At 44.4% G+C, this 26,144-nt stretch carries 23 protein-coding genes; 15 read left to right on the top strand and 8 right to left on the bottom strand.

Annotation, left to right across the window (positions count from 1 at the left end):
• Positions 1–17: 17 nt before the first annotated feature.
• Entirely contained in the window at positions 18–1,454 is a 1,437-nt protein-coding gene (gene pyk, locus G511_RS0113765) for a pyruvate kinase (protein WP_028470140.1), read from the bottom strand.
• A 254-nt stretch (positions 1,455–1,708) separates the two neighbouring features.
• On the opposite strand from pyk, the gene G511_RS22950 reads away from it, so the two are divergent.
• Together G511_RS22950 and G511_RS0113775 are read left to right on the top strand one after the other, a co-directional pair.
• A complete protein-coding gene (locus tag G511_RS22950) occupies positions 1,709–3,901 on the top strand; it encodes an ATP-binding protein (protein WP_245574038.1) in 2,193 nt (730 codons plus the stop codon).
• Positions 3,902–3,920: 19 nt separating this feature from the next.
• On the top strand, positions 3,921–5,318 hold the full coding sequence (locus G511_RS0113775) for a sigma-54-dependent transcriptional regulator (RefSeq protein WP_425411403.1): 1,398 nt from the start codon (positions 3,921–3,923) through the stop codon (positions 5,316–5,318).
• Positions 5,319–5,372: 54 nt separating this feature from the next.
• Here G511_RS0113775 and G511_RS0113780 read toward each other — a convergent pair whose 3' ends face one another.
• Positions 5,373–6,986, bottom strand: a complete 1,614-nt coding sequence (locus G511_RS0113780) for a methyl-accepting chemotaxis protein (protein WP_245574040.1) — start codon at positions 6,984–6,986, stop codon at positions 5,373–5,375.
• Between the two features lie 368 nt (positions 6,987–7,354).
• On the opposite strand from G511_RS0113780, the gene G511_RS0113785 reads away from it, so the two are divergent.
• The 5 genes from G511_RS0113785 to G511_RS22955 all read left to right on the top strand — a co-directional run bounded on the left by G511_RS0113785 (position 7,355) and on the right by G511_RS22955 (position 12,066).
• On the top strand, positions 7,355–8,338 hold the full coding sequence (locus tag G511_RS0113785) for a TRAP transporter substrate-binding protein (RefSeq protein ID WP_028470143.1): 984 nt from the start codon (positions 7,355–7,357) through the stop codon (positions 8,336–8,338).
• A gap of 163 nt (positions 8,339–8,501) precedes the next feature.
• The gene (locus G511_RS0113790) at positions 8,502–9,089 is read left to right on the top strand and encodes a TRAP transporter small permease (protein WP_028470144.1); all 588 of its coding nucleotides are present in this window, start codon (positions 8,502–8,504) and stop codon (positions 9,087–9,089) included.
• Positions 9,086–10,483 (top strand): TRAP transporter large permease, encoded by a 1,398-nt coding sequence (locus G511_RS0113795; protein ID WP_028470145.1) that lies wholly within the window; start codon positions 9,086–9,088, stop codon positions 10,481–10,483. Before G511_RS0113790 ends, G511_RS0113795 begins: the two co-directional genes overlap by 4 nt.
• 135 nt (positions 10,484–10,618) lie before the next feature.
• A complete protein-coding gene (locus G511_RS0113800) occupies positions 10,619–11,125 on the top strand; it encodes a hypothetical protein (RefSeq protein ID WP_036552085.1) in 507 nt (168 codons plus the stop codon).
• Positions 11,122–12,066 carry an RluA family pseudouridine synthase gene (locus tag G511_RS22955; protein WP_245574042.1) on the top strand — a complete coding sequence of 315 codons (945 nt, stop codon included), beginning with the start codon at positions 11,122–11,124 and terminating at the stop codon, positions 12,064–12,066. Before G511_RS0113800 ends, G511_RS22955 begins: the two co-directional genes overlap by 4 nt.
• 83 nt (positions 12,067–12,149) lie before the next feature.
• On the opposite strand, the gene ilvA is transcribed toward G511_RS22955, so the two are convergent.
• On the bottom strand, positions 12,150–13,667 hold the full coding sequence (gene ilvA / locus G511_RS0113810; protein WP_028470147.1) for a threonine ammonia-lyase, biosynthetic: 1,518 nt from the start codon (positions 13,665–13,667) through the stop codon (positions 12,150–12,152).
• A gap of 167 nt (positions 13,668–13,834) precedes the next feature.
• Here ilvA and rpiA point away from each other — a divergent pair, with 167 nt between their 5' ends.
• Positions 13,835–14,509 carry a ribose-5-phosphate isomerase RpiA gene (gene rpiA, locus G511_RS0113815; protein WP_028470148.1) on the top strand — a complete coding sequence of 225 codons (675 nt, stop codon included), beginning with the start codon at positions 13,835–13,837 and terminating at the stop codon, positions 14,507–14,509.
• Positions 14,510–14,615: 106 nt separating this feature from the next.
• On the opposite strand, the gene G511_RS24850 is transcribed toward rpiA, so the two are convergent.
• Positions 14,616–14,741, bottom strand: a complete 126-nt coding sequence (locus G511_RS24850; protein WP_281170423.1) for a hypothetical protein — start codon at positions 14,739–14,741, stop codon at positions 14,616–14,618.
• 483 nt (positions 14,742–15,224) lie between these two features.
• On the opposite strand from G511_RS24850, the gene G511_RS0113825 reads away from it, so the two are divergent.
• Entirely contained in the window at positions 15,225–18,104 is a 2,880-nt protein-coding gene (locus G511_RS0113825; protein WP_028470149.1) for a DUF748 domain-containing protein, read from the top strand.
• A gap of 53 nt (positions 18,105–18,157) precedes the next feature.
• On the opposite strand, the gene G511_RS0113830 is transcribed toward G511_RS0113825, so the two are convergent.
• Complete coding sequence (locus tag G511_RS0113830) at positions 18,158–20,611, bottom strand: ABC transporter permease (RefSeq protein ID WP_028470150.1); 2,454 nt, start codon at positions 20,609–20,611, stop codon at positions 18,158–18,160.
• Between the two features lie 4 nt (positions 20,612–20,615).
• Positions 20,616–21,395: an ABC transporter ATP-binding protein gene (locus G511_RS22960; protein WP_084629116.1), complete on the bottom strand. Its 780-nt coding sequence runs from the start codon at positions 21,393–21,395 to the stop codon at positions 20,616–20,618.
• Here G511_RS22960 and G511_RS0113840 point away from each other — a divergent pair.
• From G511_RS0113840 to G511_RS0113860, 5 genes are all read left to right on the top strand, one after another.
• On the top strand, positions 21,394–22,002 hold the full coding sequence (locus G511_RS0113840; protein ID WP_028470156.1) for an arylesterase: 609 nt from the start codon (positions 21,394–21,396) through the stop codon (positions 22,000–22,002). The genes G511_RS22960 and G511_RS0113840 overlap by 2 nt on opposite strands.
• A 68-nt stretch (positions 22,003–22,070) precedes the next feature.
• Complete coding sequence (locus tag G511_RS0113845; RefSeq protein ID WP_028470151.1) at positions 22,071–22,442, top strand: DUF805 domain-containing protein; 372 nt, start codon at positions 22,071–22,073, stop codon at positions 22,440–22,442.
• Positions 22,423–23,052, top strand: coding sequence for a DUF2799 domain-containing protein (locus tag G511_RS23920; RefSeq protein ID WP_169565785.1), 630 nt, complete (start codon positions 22,423–22,425; stop codon positions 23,050–23,052). The genes G511_RS0113845 and G511_RS23920 overlap by 20 nt, the downstream gene beginning before the upstream one ends.
• 40 nt (positions 23,053–23,092) lie before the next feature.
• Complete coding sequence (locus G511_RS0113855; RefSeq protein ID WP_028470152.1) at positions 23,093–23,941, top strand: fumarylacetoacetate hydrolase family protein; 849 nt, start codon at positions 23,093–23,095, stop codon at positions 23,939–23,941.
• A gap of 59 nt (positions 23,942–24,000) precedes the next feature.
• Complete coding sequence (locus G511_RS0113860) at positions 24,001–24,408, top strand: ACT domain-containing protein (protein WP_028470153.1); 408 nt, start codon at positions 24,001–24,003, stop codon at positions 24,406–24,408.
• 36 nt (positions 24,409–24,444) lie between these two features.
• On the opposite strand, the gene G511_RS0113865 is transcribed toward G511_RS0113860, so the two are convergent.
• The gene (locus G511_RS0113865) at positions 24,445–25,314 is read right to left on the bottom strand and encodes a LysR family transcriptional regulator (RefSeq protein ID WP_028470154.1); all 870 of its coding nucleotides are present in this window, start codon (positions 25,312–25,314) and stop codon (positions 24,445–24,447) included.
• A 107-nt stretch (positions 25,315–25,421) separates the two neighbouring features.
• Between G511_RS0113865 and G511_RS0113870 the strand changes: the two genes are divergently transcribed.
• Entirely contained in the window at positions 25,422–25,796 is a 375-nt protein-coding gene (locus G511_RS0113870; protein WP_028470155.1) for a Cif family virulence factor, read from the top strand.
• A gap of 19 nt (positions 25,797–25,815) precedes the next feature.
• On the opposite strand, the gene G511_RS22970 is transcribed toward G511_RS0113870, so the two are convergent.
• Positions 25,816–26,144, bottom strand: a 329-nt coding sequence (locus tag G511_RS22970) for an integrase core domain-containing protein (RefSeq protein WP_036552086.1), incomplete at its 5' end; no start/stop codon positions are given.

Genomic DNA, 26,144 nt, shown 5'->3' on the forward strand with positions numbered 1-26,144 from the left:
TGACAGGTAGAGGTAAATTAAGGAACTTGTAATACCTGCATAGAGTTTGTGCTGCCGTGCTCCCCAAGCTTAGCGCCTCGGGTGAGAATAATGAGGTCGCCACTTGTTAGTAATTCTTTAGCTTTCAGGCCTGCCAGGATCTCATCGTTGAGGCTGCTTTCTGGTACACCCGTCGCATCAAAGTGCATTGCTTCGACACCGCGATAAAGTGCCATGCGGCGCATAGTACGATCATGACGTGTTAGAGCGTAAATCGGCAAACCTGAACGAATACGGGACATCCAGCGTGGTGTAGAACCTGATTCAGTTAGGCAAATAATAGCCTTAATACCGACTAAGTGATTGGCGGTGTACATTGCAGAACGTGCAATGGTCTCGTCAATACGGTTGCCTTGTTGGGAGATGCTGGTAACGGCAGGGCGAGCTGACTGATGTCTCTCAGCACCTTGGCAAATTTCTGTCATGGATTTAACCACGGCAACCGGGAAATCTCCCGCAGCGGTTTCTGCTGATAACATCACAGCGTCTGTACCATCGAGTATTGCGTTAGCGACATCAAAAACCTCTGCACGTGTTGGCATTGGGCTTTTGATCATGGTTTCCATCATTTGAGTCGCAGTAATAACCGTGCGGCTCAACTCGCGGGCGCGGTGTATAATATGTTTTTGAACACCGATCAGTTGTGCGTCACCAATTTCTACGCCCAGATCACCACGTGCCACCATAACGCTGTCACTGGCGAGAATAAGTGCATCAAGAATGTCGTCATCTGCAACAGTTTCTGCGCGCTCGATTTTAGCAATAATTTCAGCACGGCAACCTGCGGCTAGCAGTAGTGATCGTGCTTCTTCAATATCGGCGCCAGAGCGCGGAAAAGATACGGCCACATAATCCATATCCAACTCAGCTGCTACTAATATGTCCCGTTTATCTTTATCCGTTAGAGCTGGGGCAGATAAACCGCCACCTTGCTTATTGATCCCTTTGTTATTTGATAAGGGACCATTGAGTAGTACCTCTGTTTCAACTCTAGAGCCATAAACATTCAGCACTTTTAACTGCATGCGGCCATCATCTAGCAGTAATATATCACCCGGGCCGCAGTCATTAGGTAGCTCTTTATAATCTAAACCGACCTGGTGCTGATCACCTACAGCGCTTGGAAGCTCGCCGTCAAGTGTGAATAGGTCGCCAGTTTTTAGCTCTATATGGTCCGTTTTGAATTTGGCAATGCGGATCTTAGGGCCTTGTAAATCGCCTAAAACCGCGACGACTTGACCGATACGGCGTGAGGTATCACGGACCTCTTGGGCACGACGGCGATGGTCGTTAGCTGTGCCGTGAGAGAAATTCAAACGTACTACATTCACACCAGAGCGAATTAATTCCTCTAAGACGCCGGGTTGATCTGTAGAAGGCCCCAAAGTAGCTACGATTTTAGTACGTTTTAGCATGATAACTCTCTGTCATTGGTACGGGTAAAGTGAGGAAGGTGGCATTGTATATTGGTTAGTGCAAATGCCGTGATATCTTCCTTTCGTGTGAAAAACAAATGTTTCCTATAGAATCATAGCAGTAGAAAATGTCCACTTCACATTAAGATATTTTAGTTTGCCATTAAATTATTAGAAGGAATGCGATTCTGGCAAGATATTTTTCAACTTATCGTCCTTGGGTGGCGGTAGCGCTGACATGCGTATTTATTTTATTGCTCATTCAAGTCGCTAGTCTTAGTCGCCAACAAGCATTGAACAGTCTGCAGCAGAAAACGCTGGCGGATATGAATCGATACATGTTGAATTTACAGCAGACGCTCGACCGTTATAAAGACCTACCTCGTCTGCTATCCACACACTCTGAGCTTATTAATACGCTGCTCTATGACTCCAGTAATGATGCGCAGATGCGTGCTAATTTATATCTTGAGCAGGTCAATGATGTGATTGGTGCATCAGATACCTATTTGATGAATGCCCAAGGTTCTACGGTGTCAGCTAGTAATTGGAGTAAGGACGCGTCGTTTGTCGGCAGGGATTTTAGCTTTCGTCCATACTTTCAAGATGCCATACAAGGGCGTGCCGGGCGCTATTTTGCATTAGGAACAACATCAAAAAAACGCGGTTATTTCTTTTCTTACCCTGTTGAACATCGTGGCAGAATTCTAGGTGCTGTCATTGTTAAGATCGATTTGAATGAAATAGAAACGGATTGGAATGATGTGTCCACTGATTTAGTCGTTAGCGATGATGACGGTGTTATCTTTATCTCAACGCGAAAAGACTGGAAGTTCCATACACTCACTCCATTAGCACCACAGGATGCGCAGCGTATCTATCAAAGTTTACGCTACGGCGATTACCCGTTGACTTCGTTGGACATTATCAAGCGCAGTCAGCGCGATGATGGCAGCCAGTTGATCACCTTAATAGATGGCGGGAATGTTAGTAATGCTGCATTAGATGGTATAAAAACAGGGGAGTATTTACTGCAAAGTACTGAGGTTGATGGCGCTGGCTTTACCGTGTCGATATTGGCAAACATGAAGCCAGTACAGCGCCAAGTTCTGAATGCCATTATGTTGGCCGCATTTGTCTATCTTGCGTTGGTGTTGTTAGTGATGGTGGTGATTGCTCGGCGGCGTATTGTGAAAGAACGTACCCGCTTTAAGCAAAGAGAACTACAGACATTAGAAAAAAATGAATCTCGTATCCGTGACATTATTGATAATACGCAAGCCGGGCTAATAACGCTCGATAGCGAGGGACGAGTTGATTCGTTTAATCGTACTGCGGAAAAGCTCTTTGGTTATAACGAAGAGCGGGTCAAGCATCAGTTTTTCAGCTTGTTTTTATCCCAAGAAGACCGCCCTGTGTGTTGGCAGCATATTACTCAGGCAGCAGTGGCAGAAGTTCCAGACCTGATGATAGAAGCGTCTGGTAAGCGACAAAGTGGTACGTATTTTCCGATAGAGATCACGATAGGAAAGATGCAGCGTGGTGACGTGTTACGTTTTGTTGTGACTATTCACGATATTACCCAGCGTAAAGAATATGAATTAGCACTGCAAAATTCTCAGACGGAGCTGGAATCAAGAGTGCATGAACGTACGTCTGATTTAACTTATGCTAATGCCAAGCTCAGAGAAGAGATGGACCAGCATAAAAATACCCAAAATGAATTAATTCAAACGGCTAAATTAGCCGTATTAGGGCAAATGTCTGCGGGTATTAATCATGAATTGAATCAGCCTCTGACGGCTATTCGTGCTTATGCTGATAATGCACGGCAGTTTTTGAAGTTGGATCGGTTGGAGCCGGTAGGTACTAACTTGGCAGAAATTAGTCAGCTAACAGAGCGTATGGCTAAAATTATTCATCCATTGAAAGAGTTTGCACGTAAAACTAGTGGGCATGCTGAAACTGTCTGTATGAAGTCGGTTAAAGACGGGGCTATGTCTATTATGTATGGTCGCTTGAGTCGTGAGCAAGTATCTATCAGCTGGCCTAGCGACTTAGAGTCATGCTTTGTGCTGGGTGATATCGTACGCATTGAGCAGGTTATGGTGAATTTGATCGCTAATGCTATACAAGCGATGGAATCACTAGAGGATAAACGAATTGATATTACGTTAGAACCGCATAATAACAAGCAGGTTTTGCTGATACGTGATTATGGTCCTGGTATACCTGAAGATGAGCTTGAGAGGGTATTCGAGCCTTTTTATACAACGAAGAAAGCCGGCCAGGGGCTCGGTCTTGGGCTGTCTATCTCATATCGTATTATTGATAGTTTGGGAGGTGGTTTGAGTGTCTCTAATCATCCTCAAGGAGGCGCTCTATTTAAGCTCTCTTTGCCTACAGACCCTCATAAGGGCATTGATCAGCAATTGACATCTATTTAGCGAGAAACGCATGCAGGTTATGGACGCAAATCAAAATACGATTCATCAGGGTATGGCTGATCACAGCAAAACAGTACTGCTTGTGGATGATGAAAAGCATATAAGGCTTTCTGCAGGGCAGACGCTAGAGCTGGCAGGTTATGCTGTAGTTGCGCTAGAAAGCGCTGAGAAGGCTCTCGACCTGATTACTGATGAGTGGTGTGGCGTTTTAGTTACCGATATCAATATGCCAGGCATCGACGGATTGGAGTTAATGCAAAGGGCACATGTTATTGACCCGGACCTTCCGGTGATTTTGATTACGGGTCATGGTGATATTTCTATGGCTGTTAGTGCAATGAGAAATGGTGCTTATGATTTTATAGAGAAGCCGTTCTCAACTGAGCTCTTAGTGGATATCGTGCGTAGAGCAATGGAAAAACGTGCGCTCACTATTGAAAATCGCAGATTGCGTCAGGAGCTAGAAGCACAAAGTGCTCCAGGGCCGCGCATTATTGGCAATACACCATCGGTTAAACAATTGCGCCGCTTAGTGCATGCCGTAGCCGATACACCTGCTGATATTTTGGTGCTGGCTGAAACCGGCACCGGCAAAGATTTGATGGCTCGTTATATTCATGAGCACAGTAATCGCAGAGATAAGAACTTTGTAGCGATCAATTGCGGAGCCGTACCTGAAAGCTTGATTGAAAGTGAGCTATTTGGGCATGAAAAGGGTGCTTTCACTGATGCTAAGTCCAAGCGTGTTGGTAAGTTTGAGCATGCTAATGGTGGGACTGTTTTTTTAGACGAAATTGAAAGTATGCCGTTCGCCTTACAGGTGAAGCTGCTAAGGGTATTGGAAGAGCGCACCATCGAACGCTTGGGTTCAAATGAACTGATTCAGCTTGATATTCGGGTGATTGCTGCAAGTAAAGTAGATTTAAAAGAACAGGCCGAGCGAGGTGAGTTTCGCGAGGATTTGTACTATCGCTTAAATGTTGTACGTGTTGATATTCCGCCATTAAGAGAGCGTTTAGATGATATTCCTATGCTCTTTCAGCACTTCTCGATCTTAGCTTCTACCCAGTATGGAAGGGAGGTATTACCTCTTAATATGGAGAGAATGCATAGCTTGATGACACATGATTGGCCGGGAAACATTCGTGAGTTACGCAATTTGGCTGAGCGCTATGTGTTGCTTGGGGAAAGCTGTACTTTCGACTTCGATAACCGCCCCATTACCGACAGCACTGCTTCAGGAAAAATGACATTGCCTGAGCAGGTTGAACGGTTCGAGAAAATACTGCTGCAAACTGAGCTGTCGCTGCATGGAGGGTCTATTAAGGATACGCTTAATAGCCTTGGGTTGCCGCGAAAAACCCTGTACGACAAAATGCGTAAGTATGGGCTGGATAAAAACGATTACAAGTCATAAGCCCCCCATTCTGTATGTAGAAGGGGGGGATCAGCTACTACTCTTTCTCTAGCGTTATAACTTAAAGCGGTTCACCAGCGTGCCAAGTTGCGAAGCCAACGAGCCCAATTCAGAAGAGACCGATGTTAGTTGTGTGGCTCTGTTTGCCGTATTGCTCGAGCTTTGGCTAATATCTTGAACGCTGGAGTCGACGCTGGCTGCCATGTGAGATTGCTCCTTAATAGCACTGGCCACCTGATGGTTCATGTCGTTAATGACACGTACCTCTTCTGCAATATTTATGAGTGCATTAGAGGTCTTTTGCACGCTTTCAACGCCCGACTCGGCACTGTTCATCGCGACATCCATGACAGTGACAGCACCTTCAGCATCTTTCTGCAAACGCGCAATAATTGTGTTGATTTCTTCAGTGGCTAGGTGGGTGCGACTGGCTAAGGTTCTGACTTCATCAGCCACGACTGCAAACCCACGCCCTTGCTCTCCGGCACGTGCTGCCTCTATAGCTGCGTTCAGTGCGAGTAAGTTAGTCTGGCCTGCAATTTTTTGAATGACTTCCAGTACCGTGCCTACATTTTGACTCTGATCGTTGAGCTGTTGGATAACGTGGGTCGCTTTGATCATATTGTCTTTAAGGCTTTCTATCTCTTGTAAAGCCGCTTGCGTGATATCCGTGCCGCTGGTGGTTTCTTGTAGTGCAAGATCTGATGCGGATACGGTGCGCCCTGCGTTCTCTGCCACGCTTTGCGTAGCAACTTCCATTTGTGCCATTGCAGAGGCAACGGAGCTTGTTTGGATTTGCTGGTTACTCACCGCTTGCGAGGCCATGTCGGCAATATCATTTATCTGCTTACTGGATGAGCCAAGTTGCACAATCGTATTGCTGACCTGTTTTAAGCTATGGTGAAAATTCTCCAGCATAGAGTTAAATGCGGTAGACATGTTGCCAATTTCATCTGTCGAAGTGACATCGATCCTAAGATTAAGATTTCCTTCTTTTTCGATGCTATGGATAGTGTCGCTCAAGCGGTTGATAGGGCTTACCACTAGGCGGCGTAGTAGGAGGCTTATAAGAATAATGCCAGCCGCAAATAGGGCTAACTCAACCAGAGCAATGGCTGTGATATTACTGAAAACGGTAGCATCTAAGTTTTTGAATGAGTAAGTGACGCGCACGGCGCCAATAATCTCTCCTTCGGGAACCTGATGGCAGAGTAAGCAGTTAGTGCCTTTATAGTCACTTAAGGCTTTCATTGGAGTTACAACAACAAGACGATGGCCTTTGTCGTCATCAATCTCCTCAATAATATGTTCTCCCTGCATTGCTCTACGATCAAAATCGTCTTGTATTTGGGAGTCCGTTGTTCCTGGTCCATAAACATTTGATATCGCATCACTACGAATAATTCTTGCTTCAGTTAGGTCTTCATTGGTAATGATTTTCTGTTGCAAGGCGGAGCGATTAGCCATGGCACCACTGAGCATCAGAATGTTGATGCTGTCAAAGTAAGAGTCTGCGGTAGCGAGTGTTGTTTTACGGGCTACCTCATTACTGAGCCCTGTCTCACTTTTGAAGATAGCTGTCAGACTGCCGATGAAAACAATTGTGAAAACGGCAACGAGTGACAAATTGACTTTGGTTTGAATAGACATCCCTTTATTGATGCTCACTTCAGGCTCCTGTTTTGAAAGGCACTATAACGCTGAATATAAACTTAACAGCGGCGGACTATAGAGGTTCTTTAGGTTTTTGTCGTGAACCCAAATCAAAGAATAGTAAGGATCTTGGAAGCCTGCTGGAGTTGCTTCGTTGTAAATGTGTGGATTTTCGCCACTTATGCGGTTTTTGCATGGGTGGTAATACGCCATTTTTATCTTGTTTTGTTTTAGTTATTTTTTTTAAGCTGCTGTTTTTAAATAATAAATTGTGATTGGCCTTATCTTTGCAGTATCAGTGTAGATGCTGATGGCAGGGCTTCAAGTGGCTGTCAGCAAAACGCGAAATAATCAAAATAAATCCAAGAAGTAGGAGATACACCATGCGTTTATTGACCGCCGCGGTAACGACAATCGCTTTGGCACTCGGTGCCCAGGCTGCAGTAGCTGCCCCGATCGAAATTAAGTTTTCTCACGTGGTTGCTGAAAACACCCCTAAAGGGCAAATGGCGCTTAAGTTCAAAGCGCTAGTTGAAGAGCGTCTTGCTGGAAAAGTGGAAGTGGATGTGTTCCCAAGCTCTCAGCTTTTCGGTGATAACAAAGTGCTGGAGGCTATGTTGCTGGGTGATGTTCAGTTAGCCGCACCTTCACTTTCTAAATTACAAAAATACACTAAGCAGCTACAAATTTTTGACTTGCCTTTCCTGTTTAAGGATATGGAATCTGTTGAACGTTTTCAGCAAGGCCCTGATGGTCAAAAACTATTAAGCTCTCTTGAATCAAAAGGCTTAGTTGGATTGGGTTATTTACATAACGGCATGAAGCAGTTGTCTGCAAGTAATCCATTGAAAGTGCCTGCTGATGCTGCAGGTAGAAAGTTCCGCATTATGACGTCTGATGTACTGCAAGCGCAGTTTGAAGCGATCGATGCCGTGCCATTGAAAAAGCCTTTCTCTGAGGTATTTACCCTACTGCAAACTCAGGCTATCGATGGTCAGGAAAATACTTGGTCTAATATCTACTCTAAAAAATTCTTTGAAGTACAGCCATTCATCACAGAATCTAACCACGGTGTTCTTGACTACCTAGTCGTGACTTCAGCTGAATTCTGGATGTCTTTGGACAAAGAGCTGCAAGTAGAAGTTAAAAAAGCCTTGGATGATGCTATTGCATACGGCAATGGTATTGCCGCTGAAAAAGCCAGCCAAGATAAGCAACAAATTATCGATTCTAAACGCTCTGAAGTCGTCAACCTGACTGATGCTGAGCGTCAGCAATGGGTTAATGCAATGAAGCCTGTATGGGCTCAGTTTGAAGAAGAAATTGGCGCTGACCTGATCAAAGCTGCCGAAGCATCTAACCAGTAAGTTGGTGTTAACAGGCAAGCGTAACTGCTTGCCTGTTTCCTCAATGAGTATTGTTTAGAAGAGAGCTTCTCCTGTGTGCTTTTAGCTACGGAGGTAGAGCTGTCCTGTAAATGTTGTCTCACGATAATAATAAACGACGAAAGTCGTGTAGATGGTGGATGTGATGATTAAAAAAGTGGTTTCGCATCTGGAAGAGGGATTCTTGTCCTTGCTTCTGGTTTCAATGACCCTGCTTGTGTTTGTAGAGGTTGTGGCTCGGTTTGGGTTCAACTCAGGTATTCACTGGGCACAGGAAGCTACCTTGCTAATGGCAGCTTGGTTTGTGCTGTTTGGTGCTTCTTATGGAGTGAAAGTTGGTGCTCATATCGGCGTAGATGTATTCGTCAAGATGCTGCCAGCTAACACTCATCGATTCTTTACATTGCTGGCAATCGTGCTTTGCCTAATTTACTGCGGCCTATTTGTTTATGGCTCTTGGATTTATTTAAGCAAGATGAAAATGATCGGTATCGAGATGGAAGATATTCCTATTCCTAAATGGATTCCGATGAGCATATTGGTTATCGGCTTTGTTTTATTGATCGTTCGCTTTTTGCAGCTCGGTTGGAAAGTTGTGATTGGTCAAGCCGATGGTTTCCATTTTGCGGATGAAGCCGAAGAGTCGATGGAGATTGCAAAAGATTTGCAGGACACAGCTCTTGGGGATCCAGAGAATAAAGACTCAAACAAAGACAAGGGAGATAAATCATGACTATTGCGGTTCTTTTTATCACCCTGTTCTTTTGTATGTTTATTGGTATGCCGATCGCTATAGCGTTGGGTTTATCGTCTGTCACCACTATTTTGATGTTCTCGAATGACTCTCTTGCATCGATTGCACTTAAGCTATTTGAAGCAACATCAGAGCATTACACACTGTTAGCGATTCCGTTCTTTGTATTGTCATCAGCGTTTTTATCGACCGGTGGTGTCGCCAAGCGTTTGATTAACTTTGCTGTCGATACGGTAGGTCATATTAAAGGTGGCCTAGCAATGGCGTCTGTTATGGCTTGTATGTTGTTTGCGGCGGTTTCAGGTTCATCTCCTGCGACTGTAGCGGCAATCGGTACTATTTGTATTGCAGGGATGGTGCGTTCGGGTTATCCACAATCCTTCGCTGCGGGTGTTATTGCCAATGCTGGGACATTAGGTATCTTGATTCCTCCTTCAATTGTCATGCTGGTGTATGCCGCAGCAACGGAAGTATCTGCTTCGCGTATGTTTATGGCAGGGTTTATTCCTGGTTTGATGATGGGTCTTATTTTGATGATCGCCATCTACATAGTGGCGCGTATCAAAGGGTTGCCTTCTCAGCCTTTCCCAGGTTTTAAGAAGTTGGCTCGCTCCGGCATTATTGCACTGGGTGGGATGATGCTGATCATCATCGTACTGGGCTCTATCTATGGTGGTATTGCATCACCAACGGAAGCGGCGGCAGTTGCTGCGGTTTACGGTTACTTCATTGCTGTCGTTGGTTACCGTGACATTGGTCCGATGAAAGGCGTCGCGTGGCAGAATGAGGGAGAGGGTGTTGCGTCTGCATCGTTTCGTAATGCTGCGCAGATGTTGATGGCAATTCCTAAGTCTTTTGCTGATCCTGAAGTTCGCAAAGTCATACTGGATGCATCAAAAGTATCTTTGATGCTGTTGTTCATTATTGCTAATGCCATGTTGTTTGCTCATGTACTAACGACTGAACGTATCCCGCATACCATAGCTGAGTCGATTATTGCGTGGGGTTTACCAGCGTGGGGCTTCTTGATTGTAGTAAACATATTACTACTCATTGCCGGTAACTTTATGGAGCCATCAGCCATTATTTTGATCATGGCGCCGATTTTGTTCCCTATCGCAACGCAGTTGGGAATTGATCCGATTCACCTCGGTATTATCATGGTGGTGAATATGGAGATTGGCATGCTGACACCGCCGGTAGGGCTCAATCTCTTCGTAACGGCGGGTATCACCGGACAGAATATGATCTGGGTTATTAAAGCGTGTCTACCGTGGTTATGTTTGTTGTTAGGCTTCCTGATGCTAATTACTTATATACCGCAGATCTCACTATTCTTACCTGAATATATTGATTCGCTAAACGGTTATTAAATTTGATGTGATAGCAGTGATGTAATATTTGTATCAATTTACGTGCACTTACCGCCCTATATGGGCGGTTTTTTTTGTTTAGTATCTGACAGAGTTGGGTACAATGTGCGCCTCTACCTTTTTAATAAAAGAGATATGATAGTGCTAGGGTATATTGCTGTTCTGTGGGGAATCACAGGGATCGGCTTGCTACTGGGTAGTGCCATTTATCGATTAAGCGCGATAGGTTGGCAAACCTTTGATTACAACCTCGAGTGGCATCATTGGTTGGCGTTGGTAGTAAGCATTGTTTTTATGGGCTTTAGTGAAGGTTATCGCGGATTCCAGCAGGGGTGGTCTCCACGTGTTGCTGCGCGAATTCTTTACCTGTCTCAGAATGTATCTCCACTTAGACTATTGTTGGCACCGCTGTTTTGTATGGGCTTTTTTTCCATTGTACGTAAACGCATGATAGTCACTTATAGCTTGACGCTGGGTATTATTGTGATGGTGTTGCTGGTGCATCAGTTAGAACAACCCTGGCGCGGTATTGTTGATTTAGGGGTAGTAACAGGCTTGCTATGGGGACTCACCTCTACGTGCTTATTTACTTTGCGGGCTTTCTTTGGAAAGAGCTTTGAGCATTCACCGGAGATGCCTTGACGACCCATGAGGTGGCGCTATCTACAACACATGACCCTGCTGATAGCTTTGGCTTAGTCTTTTTGGTTTTCTCTGAATCATCAGAAAATATTTTAGAATTTCTCTCAGTACGTTTAGCGCGTCGTGATGTTGATCAGTTGCCTCAAGCTTTTGAACACGGCTGCATCTGTGTTGATGGTCTTGTCGCTTATCCTAGTCAAATACTTATTTGTGGACAAAAAGTGACGGTCAGCCTGAGGGGGCATCAAGAAGCTGATGTTGACTCTCACTGGCAAGTACTGTGGCAAAATGATGAGCTGCTGAAAGTCTATAAACCCGCCTTACTGCCTGTTAGTCGTACTACACGTAACTTATATCAAACACTGATCTCGCTAGTTCGCCGTGAAACCCCGTTCGTAAATGCCCAACTGCTACATAGATTAGATACAGAGACATCGGGTGTCATCTTGCTGGCTAAAGATAGTGCTGCAGATAAAAAGTGGAAAAAGCAGCTGGAGCAACTTATTGTTAGGAAAGTCTACCATGCGTGGGTGACAGGTTTGCCGGAGTGGAATCAGATTACCTTTGAGTGCGAATTGTCTGAAAAACAAGGCAGTGAAATTCGTAGCCAAATGTATGTAGTTGATCCACAGGAGCGGGAACGCTATTTAAAACCCAAAGTCAGTAAAACGGCTTTTCGTGTACTGCAGCGCCAAACCGACAGAGCATTAATCGAGTGTCAGTTGTTTACGGGCAGAAAGCACCAAATTCGAGCTCAATTAGCTCACTTGGGTTATCCCATCATCGGTGACAAAATTTATTCACATGATGGCCGTTTTTACTTAAAGCGCTTAGAGCAGCCTCTTACTGACGATGACTTTGGCACATTAGGCGCGCAACATCATCTGCTTGAGTCAAAGGTTATCGAGCTGAATAACGAGTTTATTACAGCGTTGTTATGACTTCTTGTTTTAGCAGACGTAAAAAAACCGCTGGATTAAAGCGGTTTTTGTTACCGTATGGCAAACCAAATAGCCTTAAGGGGTTAGCCTAAAAACAACTTGTAAGCTGGGTTATTGGTTTCTTCCCAGAAGTTATAGCCAATCTCGTTTAAGAACTCTTTTACCTGTGGTCTTTCTGCTTTTGGGACTTGCATGCCAACCAGTACACGGCCATAAGCGGAGCCATGGTTGCGGTAGTGGAACATGGAAATATTCCAACGACCGCCTAATGTACTGAGAAACTTCATTAGTGCACCCGGGCGTTCCGGAAATTCAAATCGGTAAACGATCTCATTGGTAACTGACTCAGGAGCATGTCCACCTACCATGTAACGTACATGTAGCTTGGCTGCTTCATCATCGGTAAGGTCTATAACCTCTTCTATATGCTCACGAAGCTCTGTTAATAGCTCTTCCTTTCCATCGTTATTCGCTTGAATTTGCACCCCTGCAAATACAACCGCCTGAGTATCGTCACTGTATCGGTAGTTAAATTCTGTGATATTACGCTTACCTAGCGCCGTACAGAACTTTTTGAAACTGCCCGGTTTTTCTGGAATCTTAGCGGCAATAATAGCTTCACGTTTCTCGCCTAGTTCAGAGCGCTCAGCGACATGGCGTAGACGGTCAAAGTTAATATTGGCACCTGAATCAATGGCAATCAGTGTTTTGCCTTTACTTTGTTCACGGTGGACATACTTTTTAAGCCCGGCAACACCCAATGCACCTGCTGGCTCGCAGATTGAGCGAGTGTCGTCATAAATATCTTTAATGGCCGCACAGATTTCGTCGGTTGTAATGGTGATCACTTCATCGACATAGTCACGGCATATTTCAAAGGTGTTTTTACCAATTTGTGCCACAGCGACTCCGTCAGCAAAAATGCCTACTTGTGACAAGGTTACGCGTCGAGATGCTTTCATAGCAGCAGCAAGGCAGGCGGAGTCTTCGGACTCAACGCCAATAATTTTGGTTTCGGGGCGCAGATATTTTACATAGGCTGCGATACCGGCAATCAGGCCGCCACCACCAACCGGTACAAAAATAGCATCGATAGGGCCAGACTCTTGGCGGAGAATCTCCATTGCGACCGTGCCTTGCCCCGCGATCACATCTGGATCATCAAAAGGGTGGACATAAGTCATCCCTTTTTCTGCGACTAGCTTTTGTGCGTGTGCTGAAGCTTCATCAAAAGCATCACCATGTAAGATTACTTTGCCACCAAGGCGACGTACATTATTCACCTTCAATTCTGGTGTCGTCTTAGGCATCACAATAGTAGCTTTAACACCTAAGTGTTTGGCGGCCATTGCTAGCCCTTGTGCATGGTTTCCGGCTGATGCTGCAATAACACCACACGCCCGCTCTTTTTCCGACAGCTGTCTCATCTTGTTATAAGCGCCGCGAATTTTAAAAGAAAACACCGGTTGCAGGTCTTCTCGTTTTAATAAGACACGATTGCTGAGGCGTTCAGACAGGCCTCTGGCTTCATCCAGAGGTGTTTCGACAGCGACGTCATAGACACGCGCTTCGAGAATTTTTTTTATGTATCGGTGAGCCATAATAAGGGTACGATCAATAGAGCGAGTGGCTTGTTTATCAGTCAATCCTGAGTGATTTAACAAGAAGAGGCAGAAATCCTACAAGTTGTAATGCATTTCGTCTATAAGCGAGCGCCAATGCTGCGTATAATTTGTGCAATTAGTCAATAAATGAGATGTTGAATAGCATGACACAAGATGAAATGAAGCTAGCCGTTGCTCAGGCTGCTGTTGAATATATTCGTCCACGTTTAGGGCGCGAAACAATTGTTGGCGTAGGCACTGGTTCTACAGCGAACTTTTTCATCGATGAACTGGCTAAAGTAAAGCATATGTTTGACGGTGCTGTTGCTAGTTCTGAAGCAACGGCTGAGCGTTTAAAAAGCCATGGTATTACCGTCTTTGATCTTAACGCGATCAATGAGCTGGAAGTCTATGTCGATGGTGCTGATGAATTCGACCCTCGTTTAAATGTCGTTAAAGGCGGCGGTGGTGCATTAACACGAGAAAAAATTGTAGCAGCTGTAGCAAAAGAGTTTGTCTGCATTGTTGATTCAAGCAAACAGGCAGATGTGATGGGTGATTTTCCCTTACCTGTGGAAGTGATTCCTATGGCGCGTTCATACGTGGCTCGTGAGTTGGTAAAACTAGATGGCATGCCGGTTTATCGTAGTGGTTTTGTAACAGATAATGGCAATGAAATTCTTGATGTGCATGACCTTGAGATCGTTGATCCTAAAGGGTTAGAAGCGACGCTAAACAATATTGTGGGTGTTGTTACTAATGGCTTGTTTGCTCAGCGCGGTGCTGATGTGATTTTGATGGGTACACTTGAAGGTGTGCAGACGATTAAACATACATAGCTGAAGTTGTAACGAGAGGTTGTAACAGATATATAGGTTACAACTGTTATTATAAAAATGCCGCTTAGATAAGCGGCATTTTTATATCAGTATTTTAAGCTGATACTTACCTTTGCACGATTTGCATTACTACAATGCTAACAGGCATGGTTACCCACACCATCGCGACTAAGTTAACAACAATCCAGCCATAGCTAGAAGTATCACGAAAATTCTCATCATGATGATCCATGAAATTCACCCTAAAAAATTAAAAAGTTGGGATTACACTGTATTTTTTTGTCCGCAGATTCTAGCAGTAACCGCTATTGGTTTATAGCTTTTTGGAATAACCACTCGCTTTGTAATGGTATTTTGTTTTGATAAAACGCGACATTATTCTGTTGGCTGGTTGTTATGTCGTTGTTTTATATTGAGAAAATTATATGTGTTTGAGATATTCAAGATTAAGCGACTTTAGTCGTGCGAGTTGTATAACCGCATTTATTTAATGGGGTTTCGTTACGCTACAAGTCTTGCTAGTGTTCAGTAAGTACTTTTTATAGAAAAGTAGATCGGGGCTTCAAATAATAAAAAAAGCTAAACTGCAATTCAGCCTCTAATCAGGGAGAGTTGTATAAGCTTTTGTATATAAGTTTTGGCACTGCTAGTACGTCGCTTATGTTAAGCACCTGAGGATAAGTGGCTAGTGGTTTTAAATATAACGGAGCAACAAATGCGAATCATTTTATCGATAATAGTATTAATTTCTTTAGGGTTGTATTCAGTGCCCTATTTGATTCGTGATCAGGCCGTTATCTGGCTTAAAGGTCAGGGCGTTGAAAATGCCTCATTTGAAAAAGTAGACATTCATTGGCTTAGCGGTGCGGTTGAGCTTTTGCAACTTAAAGCTGAGTCTGATGGTGTGCCGCCAATTAAAGTCGGCCATTTAAAAGTATCTGTGGATTATCCCTCTCTTTTGGATAAACGTGTTTTTATTAATGAAGTCTTGATCTCTGATGTGGCGAGTGGATTGCACCAGCAAGGAGATGATCTTTGGTTGGGACCGGTCAACCTTTCTCAATTTGAATCTGGCGAGAAGGTAGAAGAACCAGAAGGACCACCCACTGAGTGGAAGTTCGGTATTGCTAATGTCAATTTAAGTCAGATCAGCTGGTCGTTAGATTTACCGCAGCACCAGCAGCAACTCGTAATCGATAATGCTGGGCTGAACGCCTTGTATCAATGGGATGAGAGCGCGTCTACTCAGCTCTCAATAGATGCTTTGTTGAATGGTGCACGTATTAAACTCGATACTGATGCCGTGCCATTACCTGATAAAAAGACCTCAACTATAAAGCTGGTACTAGATCAGTTTCCTTTACAGAGTGTTGCAAAAGCATGGGTGCCTCAGCTGCGCGGTGTTTTAACAACTAACCTTGAGCTTTCGCTTGATATAACGGGTGGAACAGGACAGCTGTCTCACGCCGGTAGCTTTAGCTTAGATGATTTTGCTTGGCAGGATGAGCAGCTCACTATTACCGATAAGCGCTTGGCGTGGAAGGGAAAAGGCTCGGTTGAGCTAGCACAAGGCGATTTACAGAATATTGCTTTGGATGGCGCGTTACAAAATGCGTCTATTAAGGTTGAGCAGGGCACAGAACTAGCATTGTTGATGTCACAATTTAATTGGAAAGGGGGCGTTAATCTATTATTTGCAGATAAGTTATTGAGCAGTATAAAAGGCCCACAAAATTTAACAGTAAAAGACCTAAAACTACGACAGTCTGATTTGAATATCAGTGCGGCGACGGTGACCCAAAATGGGCCGTTAAATATACAGTTTGAAAAAGGCTTACCTAAGCAAGTTAAGACGCAAGTTGGTCTTAATATTGCCGCTTTAGACCTTAAGAACCCTGATGTTGACTTAGCTGCGGCGCAGTTATCATTAGCGTCTCCCTTGGATATTAGCTGGCAAGGTAGTGAAATTGCAGGTATTTCCGCGATTCCAGTAGTTGCGTTACAGCAGTTGAAACTAGTACAAGGTGGTCGTCTGGCCGTTGATTTAGCATCCGCTGATATGTCTGCTGCTATTAAAAATATGCAAGTCACGCAGCCGGTTATCGATAAAATTCAATTAAAGGGGTCTGCTCTTAATGTCGCCACAATTAAAGACCCATTGCAGTTGTTGCAGTTAAAAAGTTTGGGGCTTAATAACGCGTTTTATTCGGCGAAGAGAATCAGCTCAGACCAAGTGACTTTGGCGGGTTTGAAAGCAAGCTATAAGCAAGGGCAGAAGCCTTTAAGTACCATTGGTGAAGTGCGCCTTAAAGGGATTCTTCTTAGCGACCTTACACGTTTAGTGATTAATGATATTCGCCTGAAAAATTCAAAAACAACAATCTCTGTTACTAAAAAACAAGCGATAAAAGAGATCGGCGCTCTGACAAAAGCGCTGGCTACGTTAGAAGATAAAAGTGCTGCATCGGTTAAAAAAATCAGTACTGCTAAAAAAGCATCTAAAGGTAATAATGCTGCCTTTACTTCTCGTATTGGGACGTTGCAACTTACAGGGAGTAACCTCGTTTATATAGAAGATCACAGTGTTAAGCCTACGTTTAAATCGACGGTTGATATCAAACAATTAAGTGTTGCCAAGGTGGATACGGGCAAAGGCGGCTTGAGCCCGTTTAGTGTAAAAGCGGCGATTAATAAACATGCCATATTAACGGCATCCGGCAAGATGAACTTGCTGGGTGGTGCAAAAAATGGTGACTGGAAAATCGACCTTAAAAATGCAGAGTTGCCCGTTGTTAGCCCCTATGCAGGAAAGTATGTAGGGTACTTCTTACAAAGTGGTCAGATGGACTTTAGCAGTAGCGGCACGCTGAAAAAAGGTGTGCTAGCAGGGAAGAACCGTATTAAGTTAAACCGACTAGAAGTACAACCCGCCCAGAATGAAGCGACAGGTAACTTTAATAAGACACTGAGTATGCCTTTGGGTACAGCGATCTCTGTGCTTCAGGATAGTGAAGATAATATTAAATTAGACTTACCGGTTGAGGGCTCTTTAGATGATCCACAGTTCGGCTACCAGAGTATTATTAACCGCTTAGCAAGCAAAGGCTTAAAGAAAGCCGCGTTTGGTTTCCTGACAAAAGCCTTACAACCCTACGGTGCGCTTATCTCCTTAGCAAGCACGGCAATTGATGCCAATAAATCAGGGGCGTTTATTACCTTAGCTCCGGTGAATTTTGCTGCAGGTACTAATAATTCAGCTGCAGATGCCGGTGATTATTTAGGTAAAATCAGTGAGATGATGGTTTCTCGAAAAGGCTTACGTTTGAATATTTGTGGAAACGCAGTGAAAGCTGATAGAGCTAACGTGTTGGTGTTACTTGAAAAGGAAAACAAAGCAAAATCTAAGCCTTTACCGCCTGCTGAATTAGAAGTGCTAGTTATGGAACGTCTTCAGGAGCTGGCCTCTGCACGTGGCGAGACGGTAACGACTATTCTCTTAGAAAAGGGTATCCCTAAAGATCGTTTGTTTTCCTGCTTCCCAGTTCCAAACTTGAAAGACGACAAGTTGAAACCGGGTGTTGTTCTGGGGCTATAGGGCTTGCGTTAATTACCGTTCTAAGAGCCGCGTACAGTACGCTGCTCTTAGAACTACTCCCCACTTTTAAGTAGCTGGTAACTGCTAGGCAGTGATAGAGTTTTGCGAGTGAGTAAGCCTGTTAAAGCAAATAGAATAGTTGCCAGTACAGGTAATGCTAACCACAGAAACGGGTGTAGCTGAGGGGCTAGCTGCAGTAAGTTTGTATAGATTAAATAGAGCAAAGACTCGCTCATAATACAGGTTAGCAAACCACAACTCAGACCTATTAAGAGGTATTCCAACATATCTAACTGACGTGCTTGATTTGCCGATGCTCCGAGAGTGCGTAGTAGTGCTACTTCAAAGCGGCGCTGTACTAGGTCTTGCTGCAATGTTGTGATAACCAAAATCAACCCACTTAGTAATGTCAGCAACAAAATAAGCGATGCGCTATCACTGAGCTTATTGATCAGGTCCTGTGCTTGCAGTAATAGCTGTTCAATATCTATCAAGGTGAGCGTGGGAAATGCTTTTAATAGTTGGGTCGTCGCATCTTTTTGGCTAGCATCCGTTTTAAAGCTAGTAATGTACGTCGCCGGAAGCTGATCGATCACGCCGGGTGAGAATATTACATAAAAGTTAGGGCGAAACGATGCCCATTCAACGCCTCTTATACTGGTAACGGTTCCGCTGAACAGGTCGCTGCCAACACGAAAACCAATTTCATCACCTAGTACCAGTGACAACTCATCTGCCATAGATTGCTCGATCGAAATAGCATTGTCGGCGCTGCTCCATTGCCCTTGGTTTAAGGTGTTATGTGCAGGGATTTTATTCCCCCAGGTTAAATTAAGCTCTCGGTTTAAGGTGTTGTGTTGGCGTTGCTCAGCGGTAAACGCTTGCGCTATTTCCTGCCCGTTTAAGGACTCAATGCGCCCTCTGATAATTGGGTACAGGGTCGATGGGATTTTTTGATCGCTTAACCATTGGGTAACAGACTCTTTCTCCCAAGGCTGAATATCAATGACAAACTGATTGGGTGTATCTGCAGGGAGTTGTCCTTGCCATTCGCTAAGCATATCTTGACGGGCAAATAAAAGCACCGTCATGAGTGTAAGGAGGAGTGTCAGTACGCCGCCTTGTAGGCGGTGCCAATGGCGTTGCTGCTTTATACGTAAGGTCAATAATGGGAATAGACGTATGCTGTTTTTTAGGCGTTGGTTAAGTGTATGAATTAGAAATTGAACACACCAACCCGATATTAGTCCTGCTAACAGTAGTCCCGTTGTTAAAAGAAGTGCAAATAAAGCGGACTCCACAAATAGAGCAATGATGCTAAACAGTGCAATGGGCGTGAGCAAGTAGAGTAGTTTGTGTGTGCTGGGACGGTCATTACCTTGACGTATTAATGATAAAACAGACGTTTTCCCTAGTGGTAATAGGGTGGCAAGCCCGGCTACGATTAAGATAGCTCCTGCCAGTAGTGGACTGCTAATAAGCGATAGAATACTCAGTGGTGGCAAGGGCTGGGGTAATAAGCTAGCCAACTTCCATAGAACAACATTGTGTAATCCAAAACCTAATAAGGCACCAGGAATAGCAGCGAGCAACCAGCCACATAGCAGCTGAATACTAAATAATTGGAATAGCTGTGTTCGTGAGAGCCCTAAGCTCATTAGTAGAGCGGTGCGGCTGCGTTGGTCTGCACTGAAACGGCGTAAACATAGGTAGATGGAAAAGGAGCCTAGTAATAGAGCGAATAAAGCACTGAGCTTTAAGTATTGGCTGGCATTATTGGCGGTATTACCTCTAACAGGCTGGTTTCCTTGGGCGGTATAAAGCCTCTGCTCTTCATTTAGGTTTGCTCTAAAGAACTGTTCCGCTTTTTGGATCTGTTCAGGCGTGCCTGCAAATAAACGACGATAATGAGCTCTGCTGCCTGGAGCGAGTACCTTGGTGGCTGCTAGGTCATCACTACTCATAATGATATGAGGATTAAAGCTACGAAAGCCAGATCCACGGTCAGGGCTGCTAATGAGAGTTCGATCGACAATAAAGCTGCTGTAACCAATATTTAAAGAGTCGCCAATATTAATGTTGAGACGGCTTAAAACGCTGTCTTCTACCCAAACAGTACCGCTTTTAGGGGCACTCGTAAGGTGCGGAGGGTCTGTAATGACCTTTCCGCGTAAAGGGTAAGGTGCATCAACGGCTCGAATGGAGCTGCGGAGCATCGAATCTTGAGCTTCAACCATGCTGATAAACTGGGTTACCTTGGTGGTGCTCAAGCCAAAAGGTACGGTTTGGCTGTTCCATCCTGGTGGTAATTGGCGATGGCTGCTCATCACCATGTCGGCTCCCAGTATCTCTGCGCTTCGGGTGGTTAGGCTCTTTTCTAAGCGGTCACCGGTTAAGCTCAGCAAGGTAATTAAACTCGTCATTAAAAAGACAGACAGCAGTAGTGCCCTGCCATCGGGGCGTCGCCACTGCGCTTTTAGCTGTCGTAAGGCAAGTTTGGTTATCATTCTGCTAATCCTTCACTGCTTCTACATTCGAGCCTTTATTGATTGTGTCGTTTGGCCCTTCAGCGCGTGCTTCAGATAGCCCTTCAGCGCGTGCTTCAGATAGCCCTTCAATCAGCATGCCTTGCTCCAGCCTAAACTGACGGTTGCAACGCGATGCCAGTGCCGCATCATGTGTAATCAGTATTAAGGTAGTTGCTTGTTGTTCATTAATATCGAATAGTTGAGTGATAATATTTTCACCCGTCTGCGCATCTAGATTTCCGGTAGGCTCATCAGCAAATAAAATGGAGGGAGCTGTTACAAATGCACGCGCGATGGCAACGCGTTGCTGCTCACCACCAGAAAGTTGAGCAGGGTAATGATCTTGCCTGTCTGATAAGCCTACTTTGCCTAATAAGCGTGCAGCTTGTTGTGATGCTTGTTTATCTCCACGAATATCTAATGGTAACTGCACATTCTCAAGTGCAGTGAGTTCCGGTAGCAGGTGAAACGCTTGAAAAATAAAACTGAGGTTTGTGCTTCTCCAGGTCGAGCGTGCAGCATCGGATAATTGATTTAGGTCTGTTTCCATTAACTTCACAGTACCCGATGTGGGCTCATCTAAACCTGCCAGTAGGCTGAGCAGGGTTGATTTACCTGCACCGGACTGGCCAATAATTGCCACACTCTCTCCTTGTTGAATGTTGAGCGACAAATCCTTGAATAAATGGATGGCACCTGCTTGAGTTGAGAAGGTTTTTGCGAGATGGTGTGTTTCAATAGCAAAAGAGGTTTTATCAAGCATGACTTTCATCCGTTGTTTATTACTACTATCCGTTATTGTTAGTAGCAGTGTCTCCGCCAGAACTCTATTAGTACTGGGCGATAGTTTATCTGCCGCTTATGGTATTCGTCCTGAGCAGGGCTGGGTAGCGCTGCTTGAAACTCGGCTCCAGCAAGGGTATGCCGATATCAATGTGGTAAATGCCAGTATCAGTGGTGAAACCACGCAAGGAGGTATAACACGTTTGCCTGCCTTGATAGAGAGACATCAGCCTGACTGGATAGTTCTCGAATTGGCAGCAAATGATGGGTTGCGAGGAATGCCTTTGGCGCTTATACAGCGAAATATCACACAGTTAATTGAGCTTAGCGAACAAGCTAGCGCCAAGCCTTTGCTGGTGGGTATACGTTTGCCGCCTAATTATGGTGTTTCTTATACGGAGCGTTTTTACTCGCTTTTTCAAACGTTAGCAGATGAGTATGAAGTGAGCAGGGTTCCATTTTTACTGGAAGGTGTCGCGTTGCAGCAGAGTCTGATGCAGGCAGATGGCTTACATCCAAATGCCGAAGCACAAACTGTGTTACTAGATAATGTATGGCCTTACTTACAACCTTTGCTGGGTGACTAGTATCGCGTCAGTTGTTAGGATAATTTTTACGAGTTTGATCTCCTCATTTATAGTGATACAGGTGAATAATGGATTGGTACTTACAGGTTATAAAAAAATACACGGTGTTTTCCGGTAGAGCTTCACGTGAAGAGTTTTGGTATTTCATGCTGATTAATATTCTAATTAGCATAGCGGTCAGTTTTGTTGATGGTTTTATGGGCTGGGGATATGCTTCGGGGGCAGGTTTTCTTGGCGGCTTATATTCGCTGTTTATCTTTTTACCGAGTTTAGCCGTGAGCGTACGTCGTTTGCATGATATTGGGCGTTGCGGCTGGTGGGTGCTTATTATGCTGGTGCCGCTACTGGGTTGGATTATTCTATTAGTAATGATGGCTTTTCCAAGCAAACCTGATAACGAATATGGACCACAGAATAATCATGATGAAACAGCCTTTTAATAAATTTCTGGCGGTTTTTGCTATTACTGTCTTAATGCAGGGCTGTAGCTCGATGAACCAGTCTGAGTGTATTCATGCTGATTGGCAGTTGATAGGGCAGGCAGATGCGTCCAAGGGAGTTCACTCTTCTATTTTAGATGAGTATCGCCATGATTGCGCTGAGTACGCGGTGGTTCCTGCGCGTGAAGCTTACCACCTTGGGTATCAGGAAGGGTTGAAGCAGTTTTGCACTCGCTCTAGTGGCTTTTTTCAGGGGAAAAAAGGCAGTAAGTATCAAGGTATTTGCCCCGCTGCATTGGAAGAAAAGTTTCTGCAGGGATATAACCCAGGTTATGAGCTGTTCATGATCAGCGATGTGATGACGACATTGCGAGCCACCTTAAGCGATGCTGAGCGTGATATTCGTAAACTCAGAAAGAGTATTGGTAAAAAAGAGCAGTTGTTGATTAGTGATAAAAGCACGCCCGCAGATCGCAAGCGTCTATTAGGTGAGATTAAAGCGCACCACAGGGAGATATTCTGGCTACAGCAAGACGCTGAAGATTCACGGTTTGAATTGCTGCGCAAACAATCAGAATATGACCGAAAAGTGCGTTCAAATACGTATTAAATTATTACTTTTACTCCACGCAATAAACAGGAAAAAAAACATGAAGTTGGCATCATTTTTAATAGAGGGTCGCCCCTGCTTTGGTTTGATTGAAGGCGATCACGTTTATGACTTGTCTGCTGAATACCCTGATGTTCCTGATCTGAAAAGTTTATTAGTACACTGTCCTGACACTACAGTGATAAAAGCTCAATTAGAAAGTGCTTCCTACCACTCATTAGATGAAGTGCAGCTGTTACCCGTTATACCCAATCCAGAGAAAATAATCTGTGTTGGGCTGAACTACGAAAGTCATCGTCTGGAAACCGGTATGCCTGAGATGGCGCATCCCGTGCTCTTTACGCGTTTCTCATCAACGCAGGTTGCTCATGGTGCACCGATAATAAGACCGAATGTGTCTGAGAAACTCGACTTTGAAGGGGAGCTTGCCGTCATTATCGGACGTGGGGGGCGGCATATAGCGCGTGAGAATGCTTTCCAGCATGTTGCTGGGTATGCTTGTTACAACGATGCCAGTATTCGTGACTGGCAAATGCATACCGGGCAGTTTACCCCAGGGAAAAACTTCGATAATACCGGCGCTTTTGGCCCGTGGATGGTAACCCCGGATGAAATCGCTGACTTGGAATCTCAAACACTAACAACCCGCTTAAATGGTGAGCAGGTTCAGCACGCGCCGTTCTCTGATCTGATTTTTGATATTCCTGCATTGATCGAATATATATCGACTTTTTGTGCGCTGGTGGCTGGCGATGTCATCGTTACAGGTACGCCTGGTGGTGTGGGCGTCAAACGTAAACCTCGTCTATATATGAAACCGGGTGATGTGATTGAAGTTGAGATTAGTGGGATAGGTGTGTTGAGCAATCCTATCGTTAAAGAGTCATAGATTGGTTTATATGCTTAGGTTAATTTATATGGATAGCGGTTATTTGAACCGGGTGATAAATGTCTGGTGAAAAAAACCTAGAAAAACTCATCGCGTCCATGGCTCCTAGTTTATCTGATGTCGCGTATGTTTTTGGCTTAGTGGCAACTTCTGATTACGAACAGGTCGCACTATTACAGCCCAAAGGTACTTTTCATGAAAAAGAAGGTGTGACTGTTATTTTAGAAAAAGAAAAGGCAGATGAGTACAACATTGCCTATTCGGGTGTGTTCCAGTGTATTACCTTAAATGTTCACTCAAGCCTTGATGCTGTTGGCTTAACGGCTGTCGTTGCTACTACATTAACCAACTCCAACATTAGCGCCAATGTCATCGCTGCTTGTTATCATGATCATATTTTTATTAAATCTCACGACGCGGATAAGGCACTTATAGCGCTTAATGAATTGGTCGAAAAGGGCTTTTAGAACGCTGATAAGCCTACAAGGTTCTCGTTAAGCACTCTACAATGTTGCTGATAGCTGTTCTTCAATTGCCGCTAAGCACTCAGTTACACTTAAGGGTGCTCTGTAGCTATATGGGTGTAATGCGTACACTGAGTTTTCCGGTAGCTGAAAGCTTGGAAAAACCTCACCAACAGATATATTTGTTTGCTTGAGTAAAAAATCAGGTATTAACCCGATCCCCGCACCTTCGCTAATGAGTGCTAAACAAATATTAAATGAATCAGCTTTACAACGAGCTTGGGTAGAAAACGTAAAGGGTGTGCCTGTTTCTTTGTGTGTGAAAGTATGGAGTATCTGCTTACCTTGCCAGGTGTTTGCAATGTATGTGGATTGTTGGTCAACTCCTCTTGCTATCAAATCAGGAGCGGCACATAAAACATCTCTAAAATGACCTATGCGTCTTTGCTTTATTGAGCTGATAGCAGAGGGGCCAACGCGAATTGCTAAATCAATATTATCAGCGGGTAAGTCTAAATGCTGATCGCTACTAATGAGTTCCGGTTCCAATAAAGGATATCTTTTGATGATGTTGCTGATAGCTGGCGCGATGAGCGTGCTCATGAGAGCGTCGGGTGCGGTGATTCTAATGGTGCCTTGTGGCGTTTCTAATGTGTCTTTGGCTTGCTGCCACGCTATTTCTGCTATGTCGTTAAGTGCTTTGCATTGTTGATAAAAACTTTCCCCTGCACTGGTCAATGTTTGTCTTCGTGTCGTGCGCTTTAAAAGTGAAATGCCTAGTTCACCTTCAAGTGTTTTAAGGTGCTGGCTGACCACAGACTTAGAAAGCTGCAGAGAATCTGCGGCAGCGGTAATTGAGCCTTCTTCCACAATACGTGCAAAGACAGACATATAGCGTAACTGGTTCATTTTAATTGTCCGTATTTATAGAACAGTTAATCTTTATCTATCTGTTTTTTCGTGTCAATCATTGGCATAACCTTGCTTTATTATCTTACTAATTGGGGGAGGTTAACATGTCAGTTAAAAGTGTCTTAGACGTTTATGAAGAAGGTATTTTGGTTTGGCAGCAAGCATTTAATAAGCAAGATGCTGCAGGCTGTGCTGCGCAATATAAGCTAGATGCTGTGATGGAGGCTCGCCCATTTGGAACATTTACAGGGCGGGGTGAGATACAGGCTTTTTGGCAAAACATTATGGATCAGGGTTTTGCCGACGTTGAGTATTTCGATGTTAAGTGGGAACCGGCAGAGAACGAGGGTTATATACTGAGTGCTAACTGGACAATGAATAAGGCGTTTGGCGTGGTTCATCGCGAACACTGGATTATCGATATTGATGGCAAAGCACGTTTGAGCAGTGATGATTTTGAAGTGCAGGGCGAGCGGTAATTATTGAGGTTGTCCCGTCCTAAAATACGTTGACGGTTTTTGATAGAAGCGGTTGCCCTAGGCAGCCGCTTTTTTTATGCACCTCTTCTGGCGTTTTCATGCCAAGGCTCAAGTGCGGCCTCATTTGGTTATAGATAGCGATTGACTCAGCCACCAACACTTTCAATTCAATAAACGTTTTACATCGATACAGTAGAAACTCCTGCTTGAGTATCCCGTTAACTCTCTCTGCCAGTGCATTCTGATAGCAATCATAACCATCTGTCATCGACGGCACCATACCGTTATCCTCCAATGCCTTCTGATAGACTGCTGAACAGTATTGAAGCCCTCTATCCGAGTGGTGAA

The organism is Neptunomonas japonica DSM 18939, assembly GCF_000422765.1.
GTDB lineage: Bacteria > Pseudomonadota > Gammaproteobacteria > Pseudomonadales > Balneatricaceae > Neptunomonas > Neptunomonas japonica.